Source organism: Streptomyces sp. NBC_00554, from assembly GCF_041431135.1.
Lineage (GTDB): Bacteria > Actinomycetota > Actinomycetes > Streptomycetales > Streptomycetaceae > Streptomyces.
The window spans coordinates 4991708-5008144 of sequence record NZ_CP107799.1; the positions used below are offsets into that span (position 1 = coordinate 4991708).

The 16437-nt window shown below is 71.1% G+C and carries 15 protein-coding genes; 5 read left to right on the top strand and 10 right to left on the bottom strand.

Going from position 1 to position 16437, the window contains the following annotated elements; genetic code table 11:
- Nucleotides 1–175: 175 nt before the first annotated feature.
- Nucleotides 176–1828 carry a protein kinase gene (locus OG266_RS21845; protein ID WP_371547920.1) on the top strand — a complete coding sequence of 551 codons (1653 nt, stop codon included), beginning with the start codon at nucleotides 176–178 and terminating at the stop codon, nucleotides 1826–1828.
- Nucleotides 1829–1943: 115 nt separating this feature from the next.
- Here OG266_RS21845 and OG266_RS21850 read toward each other — a convergent pair whose 3' ends face one another.
- Nucleotides 1944–2486, bottom strand: coding sequence for a bacterial proteasome activator family protein (locus tag OG266_RS21850; protein WP_266458214.1), 543 nt, complete (start codon nucleotides 2484–2486; stop codon nucleotides 1944–1946).
- 108 nt (nucleotides 2487–2594) lie between these two features.
- Between OG266_RS21850 and OG266_RS21855 the strand changes: the two genes are divergently transcribed.
- Nucleotides 2595–3077 carry a hypothetical protein gene (locus tag OG266_RS21855; protein ID WP_371547922.1) on the top strand — a complete coding sequence of 161 codons (483 nt, stop codon included), beginning with the start codon at nucleotides 2595–2597 and terminating at the stop codon, nucleotides 3075–3077.
- A gap of 48 nt (nucleotides 3078–3125) precedes the next feature.
- Here the strand turns inward: OG266_RS21855 and OG266_RS21860 are convergent, their stop codons facing one another.
- The gene (locus OG266_RS21860) at nucleotides 3126–4106 is read right to left on the bottom strand and encodes an NAD(P)H-quinone oxidoreductase (protein WP_371547923.1); all 981 of its coding nucleotides are present in this window, start codon (nucleotides 4104–4106) and stop codon (nucleotides 3126–3128) included.
- Between the two features lie 196 nt (nucleotides 4107–4302).
- On the opposite strand from OG266_RS21860, the gene OG266_RS21865 reads away from it, so the two are divergent.
- Nucleotides 4303–5337: an ATP-binding cassette domain-containing protein gene (locus OG266_RS21865; protein WP_371547924.1), complete on the top strand. Its 1035-nt coding sequence runs from the start codon at nucleotides 4303–4305 to the stop codon at nucleotides 5335–5337.
- Nucleotides 5334–6182, top strand: coding sequence for an ABC transporter permease (locus OG266_RS21870; protein ID WP_266458225.1), 849 nt, complete (start codon nucleotides 5334–5336; stop codon nucleotides 6180–6182). The genes OG266_RS21865 and OG266_RS21870 overlap by 4 nt, the downstream gene beginning before the upstream one ends.
- Nucleotides 6183–6195: 13 nt before the next feature.
- On the opposite strand, the gene OG266_RS21875 is transcribed toward OG266_RS21870, so the two are convergent.
- From OG266_RS21875 to pdhA, 6 genes are all read right to left on the bottom strand, one after another.
- A complete protein-coding gene (locus OG266_RS21875; RefSeq protein ID WP_371552897.1) occupies nucleotides 6196–7293 on the bottom strand; it encodes a TrkA family potassium uptake protein in 1098 nt (365 codons plus the stop codon).
- Nucleotides 7290–8792: a molybdopterin molybdotransferase MoeA gene (locus tag OG266_RS21880; protein ID WP_371547926.1), complete on the bottom strand. Its 1503-nt coding sequence runs from the start codon at nucleotides 8790–8792 to the stop codon at nucleotides 7290–7292. Before OG266_RS21880 ends, OG266_RS21875 begins: the two co-directional genes overlap by 4 nt.
- Nucleotides 8789–9811, bottom strand: coding sequence for a DUF6457 domain-containing protein (locus OG266_RS21885; RefSeq protein WP_371547928.1), 1023 nt, complete (start codon nucleotides 9809–9811; stop codon nucleotides 8789–8791). Before OG266_RS21885 ends, OG266_RS21880 begins: the two co-directional genes overlap by 4 nt.
- A gap of 63 nt (nucleotides 9812–9874) precedes the next feature.
- Nucleotides 9875–11431, bottom strand: coding sequence for a dihydrolipoamide acetyltransferase family protein (locus OG266_RS21890; RefSeq protein ID WP_371547930.1), 1557 nt, complete (start codon nucleotides 11429–11431; stop codon nucleotides 9875–9877).
- A complete protein-coding gene (locus OG266_RS21895; RefSeq protein ID WP_371547931.1) occupies nucleotides 11431–12435 on the bottom strand; it encodes an alpha-ketoacid dehydrogenase subunit beta in 1005 nt (334 codons plus the stop codon). Before OG266_RS21895 ends, OG266_RS21890 begins: the two co-directional genes overlap by 1 nt.
- Nucleotides 12432–13577 carry a pyruvate dehydrogenase (acetyl-transferring) E1 component subunit alpha gene (gene pdhA, locus OG266_RS21900; RefSeq protein ID WP_371547933.1) on the bottom strand — a complete coding sequence of 382 codons (1146 nt, stop codon included), beginning with the start codon at nucleotides 13575–13577 and terminating at the stop codon, nucleotides 12432–12434. The genes OG266_RS21895 and pdhA overlap by 4 nt, the downstream gene beginning before the upstream one ends.
- A 175-nt stretch (nucleotides 13578–13752) precedes the next feature.
- On the opposite strand from pdhA, the gene OG266_RS21905 reads away from it, so the two are divergent.
- Nucleotides 13753–14253: an Lrp/AsnC family transcriptional regulator gene (locus OG266_RS21905; protein ID WP_371547935.1), complete on the top strand. Its 501-nt coding sequence runs from the start codon at nucleotides 13753–13755 to the stop codon at nucleotides 14251–14253.
- 53 nt (nucleotides 14254–14306) lie between these two features.
- On the opposite strand, the gene OG266_RS21910 is transcribed toward OG266_RS21905, so the two are convergent.
- A complete protein-coding gene (locus OG266_RS21910; RefSeq protein ID WP_266458242.1) occupies nucleotides 14307–14897 on the bottom strand; it encodes a TetR/AcrR family transcriptional regulator in 591 nt (196 codons plus the stop codon).
- Nucleotides 14894–16408 carry a 3-hydroxyacyl-CoA dehydrogenase gene (locus OG266_RS21915; RefSeq protein WP_371547937.1) on the bottom strand — a complete coding sequence of 505 codons (1515 nt, stop codon included), beginning with the start codon at nucleotides 16406–16408 and terminating at the stop codon, nucleotides 14894–14896. The genes OG266_RS21910 and OG266_RS21915 overlap by 4 nt, the downstream gene beginning before the upstream one ends.
- Nucleotides 16409–16437: the final 29 nt, after the last annotated feature.

Genomic DNA, 16437 nt, shown 5'->3' on the forward strand with positions numbered 1-16437 from the left:
CGAGCTTGACGTGTCAGTGCCCTCGGGCAGACTTGGCCGAGAATGAGCCAATCGATCACCGAACACCGGCCGATCACCGGGCAGATCACACATTCGATCACGACAATCGAGTCATCGAGTCACGGACCGCGGGGGCGACCAGCCGCTTCCGCCGCGCCGATGGGGGACGCAGAAGATGAGCCAGGACGGCGCACAGGGCCGGTACGCGGGGCGTGCGGTCGCCGGCGGCCGCTACCAGCTGCGTGATCTGCTCGGCGAGGGCGGCATGGCCTCGGTCCACCTCGCGTACGACTCGGTGCTCGACCGCCAGGTCGCGATCAAGACCCTGCACACCGAACTCGGCCGCGAGCAGGCCTTCCGCGAGCGGTTCCGCCGCGAGGCCCAAGCGGTGGCGAAGCTCACGCACACGAACATCGTCTCGGTCTTCGACACCGGCGAGGACGTCCTGGACGGCATGACGACGCCGTACATCGTCATGGAGTACGTCGAGGGCCGCCCGCTCGGCTCCGTGCTCGACCAGGACATCGCGCAGTACGGCGCCATGCCCGCCGACAAGGCGCTCAAGATCACCGCGGATGTGCTGGCCGCCCTGGAGATCAGCCACGAGATGGGCCTGGTCCACCGGGACATCAAGCCGGGCAACGTGATGATGACGAAGCGCAACGTCGTCAAGGTGATGGACTTCGGCATCGCCCGCGCCATGCAGTCCGGTGTCACCTCGATGACCCAGACCGGCATGGTCGTCGGCACCCCGCAGTACCTCTCCCCGGAGCAGGCCCTCGGCAGAGGCGTGGACGCCAGATCCGACCTGTACTCCGTCGGCATCATGCTGTTCCAACTCACCACCGGACGGCTTCCGTTCGAGGCGGACTCGCCGCTGGCCATCGCGTACGCGCATGTGCAGGAGCAGCCGGTCGCGCCCTCCTCGGTGAACCGCTCGCTGCCCCCGGCCGTGGACGCACTGGTCGCCCGCGCGCTGAAGAAGAACCCGAACGAGCGGTTTCCCAGCGCCGAGGCGATGCGCGACGAGTGCATGCGCGTGTCCCAGTCGCTGCACTCCGCCGCGCCGAGCATCGTGCCCGGCGCCCAGACGTCGAGCGGCGCGGGCGTAGCGTCCGCGGTCTTCCCGCCCGTCGACCAGGCGGCTCCGGCACCGGGTCCGGTCCAGACGCCGTACCAGCCGGGTGCCTACGGTCCGCCGACCCCGGCGCCCACACCGCCGCCCACCCCGCAGCCGGCTCCGTCGTACGGCTATCCGCAGCAGGGCGGCTACCTGACGCCGCCGCAGACCTCGGCGTACTCCCCGCAGCAGGGCATCTCGACCCCGCCGCCGTACAACCTGGCGCCCCAGCACCCGACTCCTCACCCGGGAGGCTCCGGGGGCGGCCGCAAGAGCAACAAGGGAGTCGTCGTCGGCTCGATCGTGGTCGCGCTCGTCGCGATCGGCGGCCTGCTCACCGCACTCGCCCTGAACAGGAACGGTGACGACACCGGAGGCGGTACCGATCCCAGTCAGTCGGCGTCCGTGGTGGCGGGGCACAAGGGTCCGGACACGACGAAGACGATCGACACGGAGAAGTGCACGGAGCCGGAGGAGTCGTACAACGACGAGACCAAGATCCGGGTCCCGGACTTCTCGTACAAGTACATCCAGTCGGTGAAGTCCTGCTTCCAGGCCGCGGGTTGGCAGATGACGATCAAGTACGTCAATGAGAACACCTACGGCGAGGGCACGGTCATGGACCAGTTCCCCTCCGACGGCACGGACGTCGACCCGCAGAACATGCCCGAGATCGAGCTCAGTGTGTCGACGGGCGACCCGTCCTGACCTGCTTCCGGATCGTCCTGGTGATCCGTTTCTGACATGCGAGGGGCCCGGCACTTACGTGCCGGGCCCGTTTCGTTGTCCGGGTACCGCGGGGGCTGCAGTTACCGCCGGGGGGCTACAGGTACGGTCCGCCCGAACGGCCGCCCGTGCGGGGGTCCTCGTCGTCCTCGGCGCCGCCGACGCCCGGCGGGAGGGCTCGGCGCATCGACTCCAGCTGGGCCCTGGCCGCCATCTGCTGGGCGAACAGGGTCGTCTGGATCCCGTGGAAGAGGCCCTCGAGCCAGCCCACCAACTGTGCCTGTGCGATGCGCAGTTCGGCGTCCGAGGGGATCCCCTCGTCGGTGAACGGAAGGGAGAGGCGCTCGAGTTCGTCGACGAGGTCGGGGGCGAGTCCGTCCTCCAGCTCCTTCACGGAGCTCGCGTGGATCTCCTTGAGCCGGACCCGGCTCGCCTCGTCCAGAGGTGCCGCACGCACCTCCTCGAGCAGCTGCTTGATCATGCTGCCGATGCGCATCACCTTGGCGGGCTGTTCCACCATCTCCGTCACCGGGACCTCACGGGAGTCCTCGTCTCCGGTGCCACCGAGAGCCATTCCGTCCTGTCCTACGACCAGGATCTGAGGGTTCTCCGGCGACCTTTCGTTCCTCGGCATCTCCATGCCGTCCATTGTCTACCACCCGTGCGCCGCCGAGATGCCGGGGCAAGGGGAGCGTGTGAGGCTTGACCCATTGATCTTGGGACTCCTCACCGGGAGGGGGTCACCGGCGTGACTCCATGGCTCCGGGCGGTGCGTGTGGTTCATGCGCCGCGTGCGCCGCGCGCGCTGTGCGTGGTGGGGCTGCTGCTGGCCCTGGCGACCGGGGGCGCGCACCTTTCGTACGCCGCCTCCGGCTCCGCGTCGTACGCCGCCGCCTACGCTCACGAGCCCAGTGCCGATGCCTCCCGCGCGGGGAGCCGTCCGGGAGAGGGCCGTGAGCGACCCGGGCGCGAGGAGCCGACAGGGCAGCCGGAGGCCGGGGTCGCGGAGCCGGCGTACCCGGATCGCGACCCCGCCGTCCCCGACAACCTTGCGGCGAGCGCCGTCTCCGAGCCGTCGCCGGACGCCGCGATCCCCGTACGGCAGAGCGTCGTCCGCCCCGGGCCCGACCCGGAACCCGTACTCCGGATCGTGCCCCTGGGCAGCGGGCTGATCCTGATCGGCCTGGGCCTGGGGCTGGCGTTCCTCGCCCTGCGGGTCCGGCGCGGCTGAAACCGCGGCGGGTCCGGCGCGGCTGAAACGGCTCGGGCAACGCGCTCCCTAGGGAGCGACAAGCAGCACCTTTCCGATGTGCCCGCTCCCCTCCAGCACCCGGTGGCCCTCCGCCGCGTCGTTCATCGGCAGCTCGCGGTCGACGATCGGGCGTACGTGGCCGGAGGCGATCAGCGGCCAGACATGCTCGCGTACGGCCGCGACGATCGCCGCCTTCTCCTCGACCGGGCGGATGCGCAGCGAGGTCGCGGTGACGGCGGCGCGCTTGCCGAGGAGGGTGGCGATGTTCAGCTCGCCCTTGACGCCGCCCTGCATGCCGATGATCGCGAGCCGTCCGTTGACGGCGAGTGCGCGGACGTTCCGGTCCAGGTACTTGGCGCCCATGTTGTCGAGGATGACGTCGGCGCCCGCGCCGTCCGTGGCCCGCTCGATCTCCTCGACGAAGTCCTGCTCGCGGTAGTTGATGAGGATGTCCGCGCCCAGCTCGGCGCAGAAGTCGAGCTTCTCCTTGGTACCGGCCGTGACCGCGACCCTCGCGCCGACGGCCTTCGCCAACTGGATCGCCATCGTGCCGATGCCGCTGGAGCCGCCGTGCACGAGCAGGGTCTCGCCGGGGCGCAGGTGCGACACCATGAAGACGTTCGACCAGACGGTGCAGGTCACCTCGGGCAGCGCGGCCGCGCGCCTGAGGTCCAGGCCCGCGGGCACGGGCAGCAGCTGACCGGCCGGAACGGCGACCTTCTCGGCGTATCCGCCGCCCGCGAGCAGCGCGCACACCTCGTCGCCGACCGTCCACCCGGAGACTCCGGGGCCGATCCCGACGATGCGTCCCGCGCACTCGAGACCGGGGTACGGGGACGCGCCGGGCGGCGGGTTGTAGAAGCCCTGCCGTTGCAGCAGGTCGGCGCGGTTGACGGCGCTGGCCACCACTTCGACCAGCACTTCGCCCTCTCCGGGCACCGGGTCCGGGACCTCGTCCCACACCAGCGCCTCGGGCCCACCAGGTTCAGGAATCGTGATCGCGTACATGAGGGGGACGCTACTCCTCGCGGTAATTGGGATGCGCGGGTCCTCCGGGAGAGGCACGGTGGAGGCAAAGGAACCGTAAAGGCTCAGAGGGCGTGGAGACGGACAGCTGCGCGAATTGGTCCCTCGGGAGGCGATGAGTTCGCGTCACGGCGGCGGTCTTCCTTGCGTAACCCCGTACGCGGAAGGACACCGAGACATGAGCGCACAGAGCGCACCGTCGTCCGGCCTGGCGATCGAGACCGCCGGTCTGGTGAAGACATTCGGCGACACCCGAGCCGTGGACGGCGTCGACCTCGCCGTACCCACCGGCACGGTCTACGGCGTCCTCGGGCCGAACGGCGCCGGCAAGACGACCACCGTGAAGATGCTGGCCACCCTGCTGCGCCCCGACGGCGGCCAGGCGCACGTCTTCGGCCACGACGTCGTACGGGAGGCCGACCGGGTACGCAGCAGGGTCAGCCTCACCGGCCAGTACGCGTCCGTGGACGAGGACCTGACCGGCACCGAGAACCTGGTGCTGCTCGGCCGCCTCCTCGGGCACCACAAGCGCGCCGCGGCGATCCGCTCGGAGCAGCTTCTGGAGGCCTTCGGGCTGACCGAGGCGGCGGCCAAGCAGGTCAAGCACTACTCGGGCGGCATGCGGCGCCGTATCGACATCGCCGCGTCCATCCTCAACACCCCCGACCTGCTCTTCCTCGACGAGCCGACCACCGGCCTCGACCCGCGCAGCCGCAACCAGGTGTGGGACATCGTGCGCGCGGTCGTCGCCCAGGGCACCACCGTGCTGCTCACCACGCAGTATCTGGACGAGGCCGACCAACTGGCCTCCAGGATCGCGGTGATCGACAAGGGCAAGGTGATCGCCGAGGGCACGAAGGGCGAGCTGAAGGCGTCCGTCGGCGCCGGTTCCGTACATCTGCGGCTGCGCGATCCGGCGCAGCGCCCGCAGGCGGAGGAGGTGCTGCGCATCGCTCTCGACGCCGAGGTGCAGCTCGAGCCCGATCCGGTGGCGCTGACGGCCCGGGTCGGCGCGGGTGCGAGCAACGGCCGGGGAGCGGCGGAGCGGGCCGCGCGAGCGCTCGCCGAGCTGGCCCGCACCGGCATCGTCGTCGACAACTTCTCGCTGGGGCAGCCCAGCCTGGACGAGGTCTTCCTCGCCCTCACCGGACACGTGACCGAACCCGAGGCTCCTTCGGCCGACGGCACGATGGACAAGGAGGCCGCGGTATGAGCACCGCGACGACCACCGAGAGCCAGGATCTCGCGCCTGTCAGCGCCGAGACGCTGGCCGCGCTCCTCATCAGCAAGGACCGGCCGCCGCGGCCCAGTGCCCTGTCGGCGTCGCTGACCTTCGGCTGGCGGGCGATGCTCAAGATCAAGCACGTGCCGGAGCAGCTCTTCGACGTCACCGCTTTCCCGATCATGATGGTGCTGATGTACACGTACCTCTTCGGCGGTGCGCTGGCCGGATCGCCCACGGAGTACATCCAGTTCCTGCTGCCGGGCATCCTGGTGATGTCCGTCGTGATGATCACGATGTACACGGGTGTCTCGGTCAACACGGACATCGAGAAGGGCGTCTTCGACCGCTTCCGTACGCTGCCGATCTGGCGGCCGTCGGTGATGGTCGGCTATCTCCTCGGCGACGCCCTGCGCTACACGATGGCCTCGGTGGTGATGCTCACCGTCGGCGTGATCCTGGGCTACCGCCCGGACGGCGGGGTTCTCGGCGTGGTCGCCGGCATCGCGCTGCTGCTGGTCTTCTCGTTCGCGTTCTCGTGGATCTGGACCATGTTCGGCCTGCTGCTGCGCACCGAGAAGTCGGTGATGGGCGTCAGCATGATGGTGATCTTCCCGCTGACCTTCCTCTCCAACGTCTTCGTCGACCCGAAGACCATGCCGGGCTGGCTCCAGGCCTTCGTCAACAACAGCCCGATCACCCACCTGTCCTCGGCGGTGCGCGGCCTGATGGCAGGCGACTGGCCGGCCGCGGAGGTCGCCTGGTCACTGGGCTGGGCAGGACTGCTCGTCCTGGTCTTCGGCCCGATCACGATGCGGTTGTACAACCGCAAGTGAGCACTTATGACTGCTAGTCCATACGAAGGCGGTTGATGTCGGGTGCCACCTGGTTGCCCGGCGTCACTCGCACGATCGTGATGAGCCGGTCCGTCAACTGCAGCGTCCCGATGGCCTGATCGTCGTATCCGAGCACCCGATGCCCGCGTACGACACTCACCACCAGGTCCTCCGTCTCCCGTACGCCCTTGCCGACCTCGGCCTTTATGACCGGCCGCTCCGCGATGTCGAGCCCGCTGCCCTGCTGGATGAGGTCCTCCATGACCATGCCCGCGGCGGGGCTGAGCACGGAGAGCCCGAGCAGCCGCCCGGCCGCGCTGGCGCTGGTGATGACGGCATCGGCGCCTGACTGGCGCAGCAACGGCGCGTTCTCCTCCTCCCGCACGGCGGCGACGATCTTCGCTCCGCTGTTGAGCTGCCGCGCGGTCAGCGTGACCAGTACCGCCGTGTCGTCCCGCTGTGTGGCGATGATGATCTGCCGTGCCTTGCGCACCTCGGCCCGCACCAGCACTTCGCTGCGCGTCGCGTCCCCGATGACTCCCGCGTATCCGTCGGCCGTTGCCGCGTCGACCACCTTGGAGTTGGGGTCGACGACCACGACCTGCTCCTTCTTCAGCCCGGTCGCACAGACGGTCTCGATGGCCGACCGCCCCTTGGTACCGAAACCGACAACGACGGTGTGATCTCGCAAGGCCGCCCTCCAGCGGTTCTGCCGCCATTCCTCACGGGTGCGTTCCGTGAGGACTTCGAGCGTGGTGCCGACCAGGATGATCAGGAACAGCACCCGCAGCGGCGTGATGACGAAGATGTTGGTGAGCCGGGCGGCGTCGCTGACCGGGGTGATGTCGCCGTATCCGGTGGTGGAGAGGGTGACGGTCGCGTAGTAGAACGCGTCGAGGAAGTCGACGGAACCGTCCGAGCTGTCGTTGTAGCCGTCGCGGTCGATCCAGACGATGAACGCCGTGGCGGCGAGCGTGAACAGGGCCATCGCGACCCGCTTGCCGACCTGACGGATCGGGCGCTCCACGAAGCTTTTCGGGAGTTTCACCCGATGCGTCATGAGATGTTCGTCCGCTTGGCGGGCAATCGCGTCATGGCCCGGTTGTTTCACGTGAAACACGCCCCGATTCCTGACATCACCCAGGGCAGGTCCAGGAGTTCCAGCTCCTCACCCGCGCGAGCACCGCCGGGCGGTACGACCGCGAGGGCATCGGCCGCCGCGATGCCACGCAGCATTGCGGGACCGTTGTAGTGCAGCGGCACGGCCCGGTCGCCGCGCAGCACGACGGGGACGAGCCGGGTGTCGTACGGGTGCCCGTGCACGGCGTCCTTGAGGGGCAGCGTGTACGGCTCAGGCGCCGCACGTCCGGCAAGGATGCGCAGCAGGGGCTCGGCGAGCGTGAGCAGGCCGGAGACGGCCGCCAGGGGGTTGCCCGGCAGGCCGACGAGGTGCTGGTTCTCCTTGGTGCGAGCCAGCAGCATGGGGTGACCCGGGCGCACCTTGACGCCGTCGACGAGGAGTTCGGCGCCGATGCGCCGCAGGGTGGGGTGGACGTGGTCGACGGGGCCGGCCGCGGTGCCGCCGGTGGTGATGATCAGGTCGGCTTCGGAGCTGGTGATGGTCCGGTGCAGGGCTTTGGCGTCGTCACCGAGCCTGCGCACCGCGACGACCTCGGCGCCGAGCGCACGCAGCCAGGGCGGCAGCATCGGGCCGAGCGCGTCCCGGATCAGCCCTTCCTGGGGCAGTCCCTCGGTGAGCAACTCGTCGCCGAGCACGAGGACTTCGACACGCGGCCGGGGGACGACGGCGAGTGTGTCGTACCCGGCGGCCGCGGCGAGGCCCAGCACAGCGGGCGTGACCAGCGCGCCGACCGGCAGCAACTGGTCGCCGCTGCGGCACTCCTGGCCGCGCGGGCGGATGTCCTGCCCGTGCACGACGCCGGCCGTCCCCCCTGAGCGAGCGGGGCCGGAAGCCTGGGGGAGGGCCGCGTGCAGCCGCCCCTTGTCGTCGATACGCCCGTGCTCACTGCGCAGTACGGCGGTGGCGTCCTGCGGGACGCGCGCCCCGGTGGCGATCCGTACCGCCTCGCCGTCGGTGAGCGCCTCCGGCTGCGCCTGCCCGGCGAGCACCCCTTCCTCGCGTACGTCCCAGGGGCCGGGCCCGGCGACCGCCCAGCCGTCCATCGCCGAGGTGTCGAAGGAGGGGAGGTCCGTGAGCGCGGTGAGCGGGGCGGCGATGACCAGGCCGAGGGAGGCGTCCAGGGTCACGGAGACGGGGGTGGGGCGGGGGACGGAACGCGCGGCTCGCTCGGCGATGGTGCGGGCCTGGGGCCAGGGGGTGGCCTTGTGGCCGACGCCGTGGCCGCTGCCACCGTGGCTGCCCGCACCACGGTCGCCGTTGCCGCTGTCGGTGGCGTGCGCGTGGGGCTCGCCCTGGGGGGTGGGGACGGAGGTGGAGGGCGTACCGGACCCTCCCCGGGCTCCGGCGCCGGCCCCGGAGCCCGGCTCGCCCGAGGCGCGGGCGCTGTCTCCCTTGACCAGCGCCAGCGCCTCCTCCACGTCGAAGTCGTCGGCGTCCTGGCTGTCCCGGATGCCGCGCGCGGCGGTCATCCGGCGTCCGGCCGGGCGTCGGAGCCTGCGCCGGGCGCGGATCCTCCCGCGGGGCCAGCGTCCGGCTTGGCGGCGTCCGGCTTGGCGTCGGCGGCGTCCTCGTCGGCCCAGCGGAGCGCGAGCGCAGCGGCCTTGCGGGCTGCCTCGGCTACCGCCTCTGGGCCGCCCTGGGCCCGCCCGGCCGCGTACCCCACGAGGAACGTGGTCAGCGGCGCGGCGGGCCGGGCCACACCGTGTGCGGCGTCGCGGGCCAGGTCGAGGAGGATGGTGATGTCGACGTCCAGGTCGATGCCCAGTTCGTCCTTGACTGCGGTAATCCATTCATCCAACACGTGCCCATGCTCCCTGATACGTGCCCGGGCGACGGCGATGTCGTCCCAGGTGTCGCAGTCGAAGGACGCGACAGGGTCGGAGATTCGGATGAGGTCGAGCGCGGCGGTGAGCCGCCGGAGCGGCAGCCCGGTCAGACCGCCGCCCGCGGCGGAGCCGCTGTTGGATGCGGCGGCAAGCGAGTCCAGCTCCCGCCGCAGTGCCCGCACTCGGTACGCGGCCACGAGCGGCTGGTCCTTGCCGCCGGAGTCGACGAGCAGGACGCCGTCGGGGCCACTCAACTCCCCTTCGGTATCTGCCGGGCTCCCCGCGCCGGTGTTCGCACGCAGGGTTTCCAGCAGCCGCCGTACCGTTCCGTCGTCCAGGAACGGCAGGTCGGCGGAGAGCACGACGACGTACTCCGCGGTGGTGTGCCGCAGCCCGGCGTCCAGGGCGGCCAGCGGCCCTCCGCCCGGCGGGTCCTCACGGGCCCAGAGCACGGGCCTCGCGGTCGCCCGCCGCTCGGCCACGACCACCGTGGTGGCGGCGCCCGCGCAGGCGGTCAGCACCCGGTCGAGGAGCGCCCGGCCGCCCACGCGCACACCGGGCTTGTCGGCGCCACCGAGCCTCCACGCGGCGCCGCCCGCGAGCACGACGGCGTCGTACGGAAGACCTGCGCCGGGGTCGCCCGGGGCCTCGTACGCGTTCATCCCCCGAGTATGAGCGCCCGAAGGATCATTGCCATCCCCCTGGACAGCATGTGGACGCGGTGTTCACAGGGTCCGCAGCAGCACCGCCGGCTGTTCCACACAGTCCGCGACATAGCGCAGGAAGCCACCCGCCGTGCCGCCGTCGCACACCCGGTGGTCGAAGGTGAGCGAGAGCTGCACGACCTGTCGCACCGCCAGCTCGCCCTGGTGCACCCAGGGCTTGGGGACGATCCGGCCGACGCCCAGCATGGCCGCCTCGGGGTGGTTGATGATCGGCGTGGAGCCGTCGACACCGAACACGCCGTAATTGTTCAACGTGAAGGTGCCGCCCGTGAGTTCCCTGGGCGTCAGCGTCCCGGTCCGCGCGGCCTCGGTCAGCCGCGCGAACTCCGCGCTCAGCGACTCCGCGCCGCGCGCGTGCGCGTCCCGTACGACGGGGACGACGAGCCCACGCTCGGTCTGCGCCGCGAAACCCAGGTGCACCTGGTCTAGCTGGACGACCTCACGGGCCTCCATGTCGACCGTCGAGTTCAGCTCCGGGTGGCGGGCCAGCGCGGCGGTGCAGATCCGGGCGAGCAGCGCGAGGAGGGAGATCTTCGGGCCGCCGGCGGAGTTCATCGCCGCGCGCGCCTGCATGAGTTCCGTGGCGTCGGCGTCCACCCAGCAGGTCGCGTCGGGTATCTCCCGACGGCTGCGGGAGAGCTTGTCGGCGACTGCGCCGCGGATGCCTCGCAGGGGAATACGGGTGCCGTGCGGAGATGCGCCAAGCGCGGTCGCAGGCTGATGGGGGGACTGGGCCAAGGGTGCGCCGATGGGCGCGACGGCCCCGTGGCCGACGGCCGGAGCCCGGAGGGGTTTCGCGGCAGCGGGTGCCCGCACCTGACCGGTCGCCGCCGCACGCAGCGCGTACTCGACATCCGCCCGCAGGATCAGCCCGTCGGGTCCGGAACCCTCCAACTCCCGCAGATCCACGCCGTTCTCACGCGCGAGCCGCCGTACGAGCGGGGAGATGACCGGCACGGGACCATCCCCGATCACCGCCACGCCACCACCATCGCCGTCGGCCGGGCGGTCGTCGGCAATCCTGCCCGGGCCGTACCGGCCATCGGTGACCGGGTGGTCCCCGTCGCCGGACCGCGCGGCAGGACCGCCCCCGGCCCGTCCGAGCTCACGCCCTCCGTTCACGGCGGCCACCACGCTTGCGGCATCCGCCGATACGCCTGTCCGCGTACCAGTCGGAGTCCCGGGGGCCCGCGATGCCGGCGCGCCCGTCACACTCGACGGCCGCACCCTCCCGCGCCGCGCCGGAGGCGCCGCCGTGCCGTACCCCACCAGCACGTTCCCGGATCCCTCGTCGCCCTCGCCTGAGTCGGCCGCGCCCACCGCGACTGTCAGGAGCGGCTCCCCCACGGGCAGTTCCGTGCCCTCCTCGCCGAAGCGGGCGGTGACCACACCCCCGTACGGGCAGGGCACGTCGACCATCGCCTTGGCCGTCTCGACCTCGACGACGGTCTGGTCGACTGCGACGACGTCTCCGACCTCCACCAGCCAGCGGACGATCGTCGCCTCGGTGAGCCCCTCCCCGAGGTCGGGAAGCCTGAACTCCAGGACCTGCGCCATCAGCTCTCCGCCTCCCATTGCAGACGCCCCACGGCGTCCAGGATCCGGTCGACGCCAGGCAGGTGGTGCCGCTCCAGCATCGGCGGCGGATACGGGATGTCGAAGCCGGCCACGCGCAGCACCGGTGCCTCCAGGTGATGGAAGCAGCGCTCGGTGATGCGTGCGGCGATCTCCCCGCCCGGCCCGCCGTACCCACCCGACTCGTGTACGACAACAGCGCGTCCGGTCCGCCGTACCGAAGCCGAGACCGTCTCGTCGTCGAACGGCACCAGGGAGCGCAGGTCGACGACTTCGAGGTCCCAGCCCTCGGCCCGCGCCGCCTCGGCGGCTTCGAGGCAGACGGGCACGGACGGCCCGTACGTGATGAGTGTGGCGCTCCGGCCGGAGCGCCGCACCATCGCGCGGCCTATCGGTTGAACGGCCGGCGGCTCGTCCGGGTTCCAGGAATCCTTCGACCAGTACAGCCGCTTGGGCTCCAGGAAGACGACCGGGTCGTCGGAGGCGATGGCGGCGCGCAGCAGACCGTAGGCGTCGGCGACCGTCGCGGGCGTGACGACATGGAGCCCCGGAGTCGCCATGTAGTACGCCTCGGAGGAGTCGCTGTGGTGCTCGACGCCGCCGATGCCGCCGCCGTACGGGACACGGATCGTGATCGGCAGCGGCATGGCGCCCCGGGTGCGGTTGCGCATCTTCGCGACATGGCTGATCAGCTGCTCGAACCCCGGGTAGGCGAACGCGTCGAACTGCATCTCCACGACCGGCCGCAGCCCGTACATGGCCATGCCGACGGCTGTCCCGAGGATGCCCGCCTCGGCCAGCGGCGTGTCCGTGACGCGGTCCTCGCCGAACTCCTTGACGAGCCCGTCGGTGACCCGGAAGACACCGCCGAGGGCGCCGACGTCCTCGCCCATGACGTGGACGGCCGGGTCGGCGGCCATGGCGTCGCGCAGCGCCCGCCCGAGGGCCTGCGCCATGGTCGCCGGTTTGAGGGCAACGGTCGTCATCGCCCGGCTCCTTCCGGCCCGTGCGCCTCGGCCGCCAGCTCCGCGCGCAGTTGCGCCTCCTGCTCACGCAGTTGCGGTGTGGGCTCGGCATACACATGGGCGAACAGATCCATGGGGTCGAGCACCGGGTCCTGGTTCATGCGCTCACGCAGATCCGCGGCCATCGTCTCGGCATCCTCGCGGGCGGACCGCATCGCGTCCTCGTCGAGCAGCCCGCGCTCGGTCAACTCGTGCTCCAGGAGCGCGATCGGGTCGTGCGCGCGCCAGGTCTCCACCTCGGAATCGACTCGGTAGCGGGTCGCGTCGTCGGCGTTGGTGTGGGCGTCGATGCGGTACGTCACCGCCTCGACGAGCGTCGGACCGCCCCCCGCGCGCGCACGGCGGACGGCTTCGCTCAGCACCTCGTGCACGGCCGCAGCGTCGTTGCCGTCCACCAGGCGGCCCGGCATCCCGTAGCCGACGGCCTTGTGGGCCAGCGACGGGGCGGCGGTCTGCTTGGCGAGCGGTACGGAGATCGCGAAGCCGTTGTTCTGGACGAGAAAGACGACCGGGGCCTGCCATACGGCGGCGAAGTTCAGCGCCTCGTGGAAGTCGCCCTCGCTGGTGCCGCCGTCGCCGACCATCGCGAGGGCGACCACGTCGTCGCCCTTGAGCCGGGCGGCGTGCGCGAGGCCCACGGCGTGCGGGAGCTGGGTCGCGAGGGGGGTGCACAGGGGCGCGATCCGGTACTCGCGGGGGTCGTAGCCGGTGTGCCAGTCGCCGCGCAGGAGGGTGAGCGCCTGGACCGGGTCGAGGCCGCGGGCGACGGCGGCGAGCGTGTCGCGGTAGCTGGGGAAGAGCCAGTCGCGGTCCTCCAGCACGAGCGCAGCGGCGACCTCGCAGGCCTCCTGGCCCGTGCTGGAGGGGTACACGGCGAGGCGGCCCTGCTTGGTGAGGGCGGTGGCCTGCGTGTTGTAACGGCGGCCGCGCACCAGCTCCGCGTACAGACGGCGCAGCAGCCCCGGGTCGGCCTGCGCGGCCGCCTCGGTGCCGAGCACGCGGTACGGCAGCGCGTCGGGCAGCAGCGGCGCGGGGTCGGTGCGGGGCTGCCAGGCCGGCGGCGGCGTTGGCCGGTAAGCGCCTCGCTGCTCCATGACCGTCATGACGGCACCTCCTCGTGGGAGACGGCTTCAGACGCGTCACGGTTGTGATGCGCCTCACCTACCGATTGTTCGGTCGTCGGCACATTTTGGCTACAGACCCCTTCAAGCTGTGGACAAACGGTTCTGCACAGCCTGAAATGGACGCAGTACGTCCATGGTAGGGAGGCGGGGGGACATGGCACCTGAACAAATGGCCGAGCCGCCGGAGGCCGGCCCCGCCCTTCCACCCGCCCGTCCCCTCGACGCCATAGATCAGGACATCCTCCAGATGCTCCAGGCGAACGGCCGTGCCTCGATACGCTCCGTGGCCGAACGTGTCCATGTGTCACGAGCCAACGCCTACGCGCGTATCAACCGCCTCATCGAGGACGGCGTGATCCGCGGCTTCGGGGCGCGCGTGGATCACGAACGCGCCGGGCAGGGCACCTCGGCGTACGTCACCCTGAAGATCGTGCAGAACTCCTGGCGCACGGTCCGCGAGCAGCTGAGAGTGCTCCCCGGCGCCTCCCACATCGCCCTGGTGGGCGGCGATTTCGACGTGCTCCTGCTGGTGCACACCCCGGACAACAAGGCCCTGCGCGAACTGGTGCTCACCCGCCTCCAGGCCATCCCGGAGGTGCTCAGCACCCGCACACTGCTGGTGTTCGAGGAAGAGGACCTGGAACCGCAGTCCTGAACGCCCCGGTGACCGGGGCGTTCAACCGAGGGACGCCTTGGTGACCCGGGAGGTCAGGACTCCTTGCGCAGTCCCCCGAAGACCAACTGCGCCACCGCGTCGGCCACTTCCCGCTCGTCCATGCCCCGCCCGTCGGGCCGGTACCACTCCACGATCGAGTTGATCATTCCGAACACCAGCCGGGTCGCGAGCCGGACCTCCACGTCGCCGCGTACGTCACCGTCCGCGGCCGCCGCCTTCAGCAGCTCGGCCACCTGGTGGTCGAAGTCGCGGCGCCGCTCCAGGGCCCACCGCTCGGTGTCCGTGTTGCCGCGCACGCGCAGCAGCAGCGTCACGTACGGCAGCTCGGTGGTGAGCACCTCGACCATGCGGCGCACCACGTACTCCAGGCGCTCCACGGCACGCCCCACGCGCGCGTGCTCCTCGTCGAGGATCCCGAAGAGGCCGTCGAGGGCCCGGCTGACGGCCCTGCGCAGCAGCTCTTCCTTGCCGGTGACGTGGTGGTATATCGACGATTTGGAGATGCCCGCCGCCTTGGAGAGGTGCTCCATGGAGGTGCCGTCGTAGCCGCGCTCGATGAAGACCTGGACGGCGACGGAGAGGAGGGTCTCCGGGGTGTACGTGTCGCGCTTGGCGGTGGTCATGAGGTGCCCTCCCGCTTGTCAACCGTGTTTCCGTGACGGTACAGCGCCAGTGAGGGCGCGTAGCGGCCGGAGGGTTCGCGCAGATGCAGCTCTTCCAGGAGGTCGTGCGCCCAGGCGCTGCCGAGCCTGCGGCTCCACTCGAAGGGGCCCAGCGGGTAGTTGACGCCGAGCCGCATCGCCGTGTCGATGTCCTCCTCGGTGGCCACTCCCTTGGCGACGGCGTCGTGCGCCAGGTCGACGATCCGGGCCACGGTCCGGGCGACGATCATGCCCGGGGCGTCCCCGATGACGCTGACGTCCTTGCCCAGCGCCTGGAAGAGGCCGATGGCCTCCGCGAGCGTCCAGGGAGCGGTGTCCTGGCAGGCCGACAGGGCGATCCTGGTCGCCTTCCGGTAGTCGAGCGCCAGGTCGAAGTAGACGACGTCACGGAACTCGACGGAAGTCTGGCCGTCGGCGAGGACCAGCTGACCGCCGCTGGGCAGGACCAGGCGGGTGCCGTGGTCCTCCTCGTCCTCACGGACCTGGATGCCCGCCTCGCGGATCAGCGGGAGGAGCTCGGCGGCCGGGCCCAGATCACCCTCCACGAGGACGTACGCGGGCGCCTGCGCCTTCTCGGCAGTGTGCGGCTCGGGGCGCTCGGCGTCCTCCCCGTAGTCGTACCAGCCGTGTCCCGTCTTGCGGCCGTGCCGGCCGGACTCGACCAGCCGCCGCTGGGCGAGCGAGGGCGTGAAGCGCACGTCCTGGAAGAAGGCCTGCCACACGGAGTGCGTGACGGACTCGTTGACGTCCTGGCCGATCAGGTCGGTCAGCTCGAAGGCGCCCATCCGGAAGCCGCCGGACTCGCGCAGGATCGCGTCGATGGTGGCCGGGTCGGCGGCCTGCGACTCGAACACCGCGAAGGCCTCGGCGTAGAAGGGCCGCGCGATGCGGTTGACGATGAAACCGGGGGTGTCGGCGCAGGCGACGGGGGTCTTCCCCCAGGCGCGTGCGATCTCGTACGCGTGCGTGGCCGACGAGAAGTCGCTCGCGTACCCGGAGACGACCTCCACGAGGGGCAGCAGCGGCGCCGGGTTGAAGAAGTGCAGTCCGACGAGGCGGCCCGGGTTGCGCAGGGCGCCGCCGATGGCCGTGACGGACAGGGACGAGGTGTTGGTGGCGAGCAGGCAGTCGTCCCCGACGATGTCCTCGAGCTCGCGGAACAGCCGCTGTTTCACCTCGAGTTGTTCGGCCACCGCCTCGACGACCAGCGCGCAGTCCGCGAGGTCTTCCAGCCTCCCGGCCGGTCGCAGCCGATCGCGTGCGGCGTCCCGGTCGGCGCCGGTGAGCCGGTCCTTCTCGACGAGCCGGTCGAGGCGCGCGCCGATCGCTTCGGCCGCCGCGCCGGCGCGCCCGGGGACGGCGTCGTAGAGCCGCACGGAGTGGCCCGCGAGCAGCGCGACCTGGGCGATGCCCTGCCCCATCGTGCCGGTGCCGACGACGGCCACGGGGCTGCTGAGGTCGAGTGCTGTCATGCTCGCGATCCTCCCGCACAGGGTTTTCC

Bases quoted from the DNA above. Each gene is read 5' to 3' on its own strand.
- OG266_RS21905 (WP_371547935.1), top strand. From the start codon at position 13,753: ATGGCACCTGAACAAATGGCCGAGCCGCCGGAGGCCGGCCCCGCCCTT.
- OG266_RS21870 (WP_266458225.1), top strand. From the start codon at position 5,334: ATGAGCACCGCGACGACCACCGAGAGCCAGGATCTCGCGCCTGTCAGC.
- OG266_RS21865 (WP_371547924.1), top strand. From the start codon at position 4,303: ATGAGCGCACAGAGCGCACCGTCGTCCGGCCTGGCGATCGAGACCGCC.
- OG266_RS21845 (WP_371547920.1), top strand. From the start codon at position 176: ATGAGCCAGGACGGCGCACAGGGCCGGTACGCGGGGCGTGCGGTCGCC.
- OG266_RS21885 (WP_371547928.1), bottom strand. From the start codon at position 9,811: ATGAACGCGTACGAGGCCCCGGGCGACCCCGGCGCAGGTCTTCCGTAC.
- OG266_RS21850 (WP_266458214.1), bottom strand. From the start codon at position 2,486: ATGGAGATGCCGAGGAACGAAAGGTCGCCGGAGAACCCTCAGATCCTG.
- OG266_RS21895 (WP_371547931.1), bottom strand. From the start codon at position 12,435: ATGACGACCGTTGCCCTCAAACCGGCGACCATGGCGCAGGCCCTCGGG.
- OG266_RS21860 (WP_371547923.1), bottom strand. From the start codon at position 4,106: ATGTACGCGATCACGATTCCTGAACCTGGTGGGCCCGAGGCGCTGGTG.
- pdhA (WP_371547933.1), bottom strand. From the start codon at position 13,577: ATGACGGTCATGGAGCAGCGAGGCGCTTACCGGCCAACGCCGCCGCCG.
- OG266_RS21880 (WP_371547926.1), bottom strand. From the start codon at position 8,792: ATGACCGCCGCGCGCGGCATCCGGGACAGCCAGGACGCCGACGACTTC.
- OG266_RS21910 (WP_266458242.1), bottom strand. From the start codon at position 14,897: ATGACCACCGCCAAGCGCGACACGTACACCCCGGAGACCCTCCTCTCC.
- OG266_RS21890 (WP_371547930.1), bottom strand. From the start codon at position 11,431: ATGGCGCAGGTCCTGGAGTTCAGGCTTCCCGACCTCGGGGAGGGGCTC.
- OG266_RS21915 (WP_371547937.1), bottom strand. From the start codon at position 16,408: ATGACAGCACTCGACCTCAGCAGCCCCGTGGCCGTCGTCGGCACCGGC.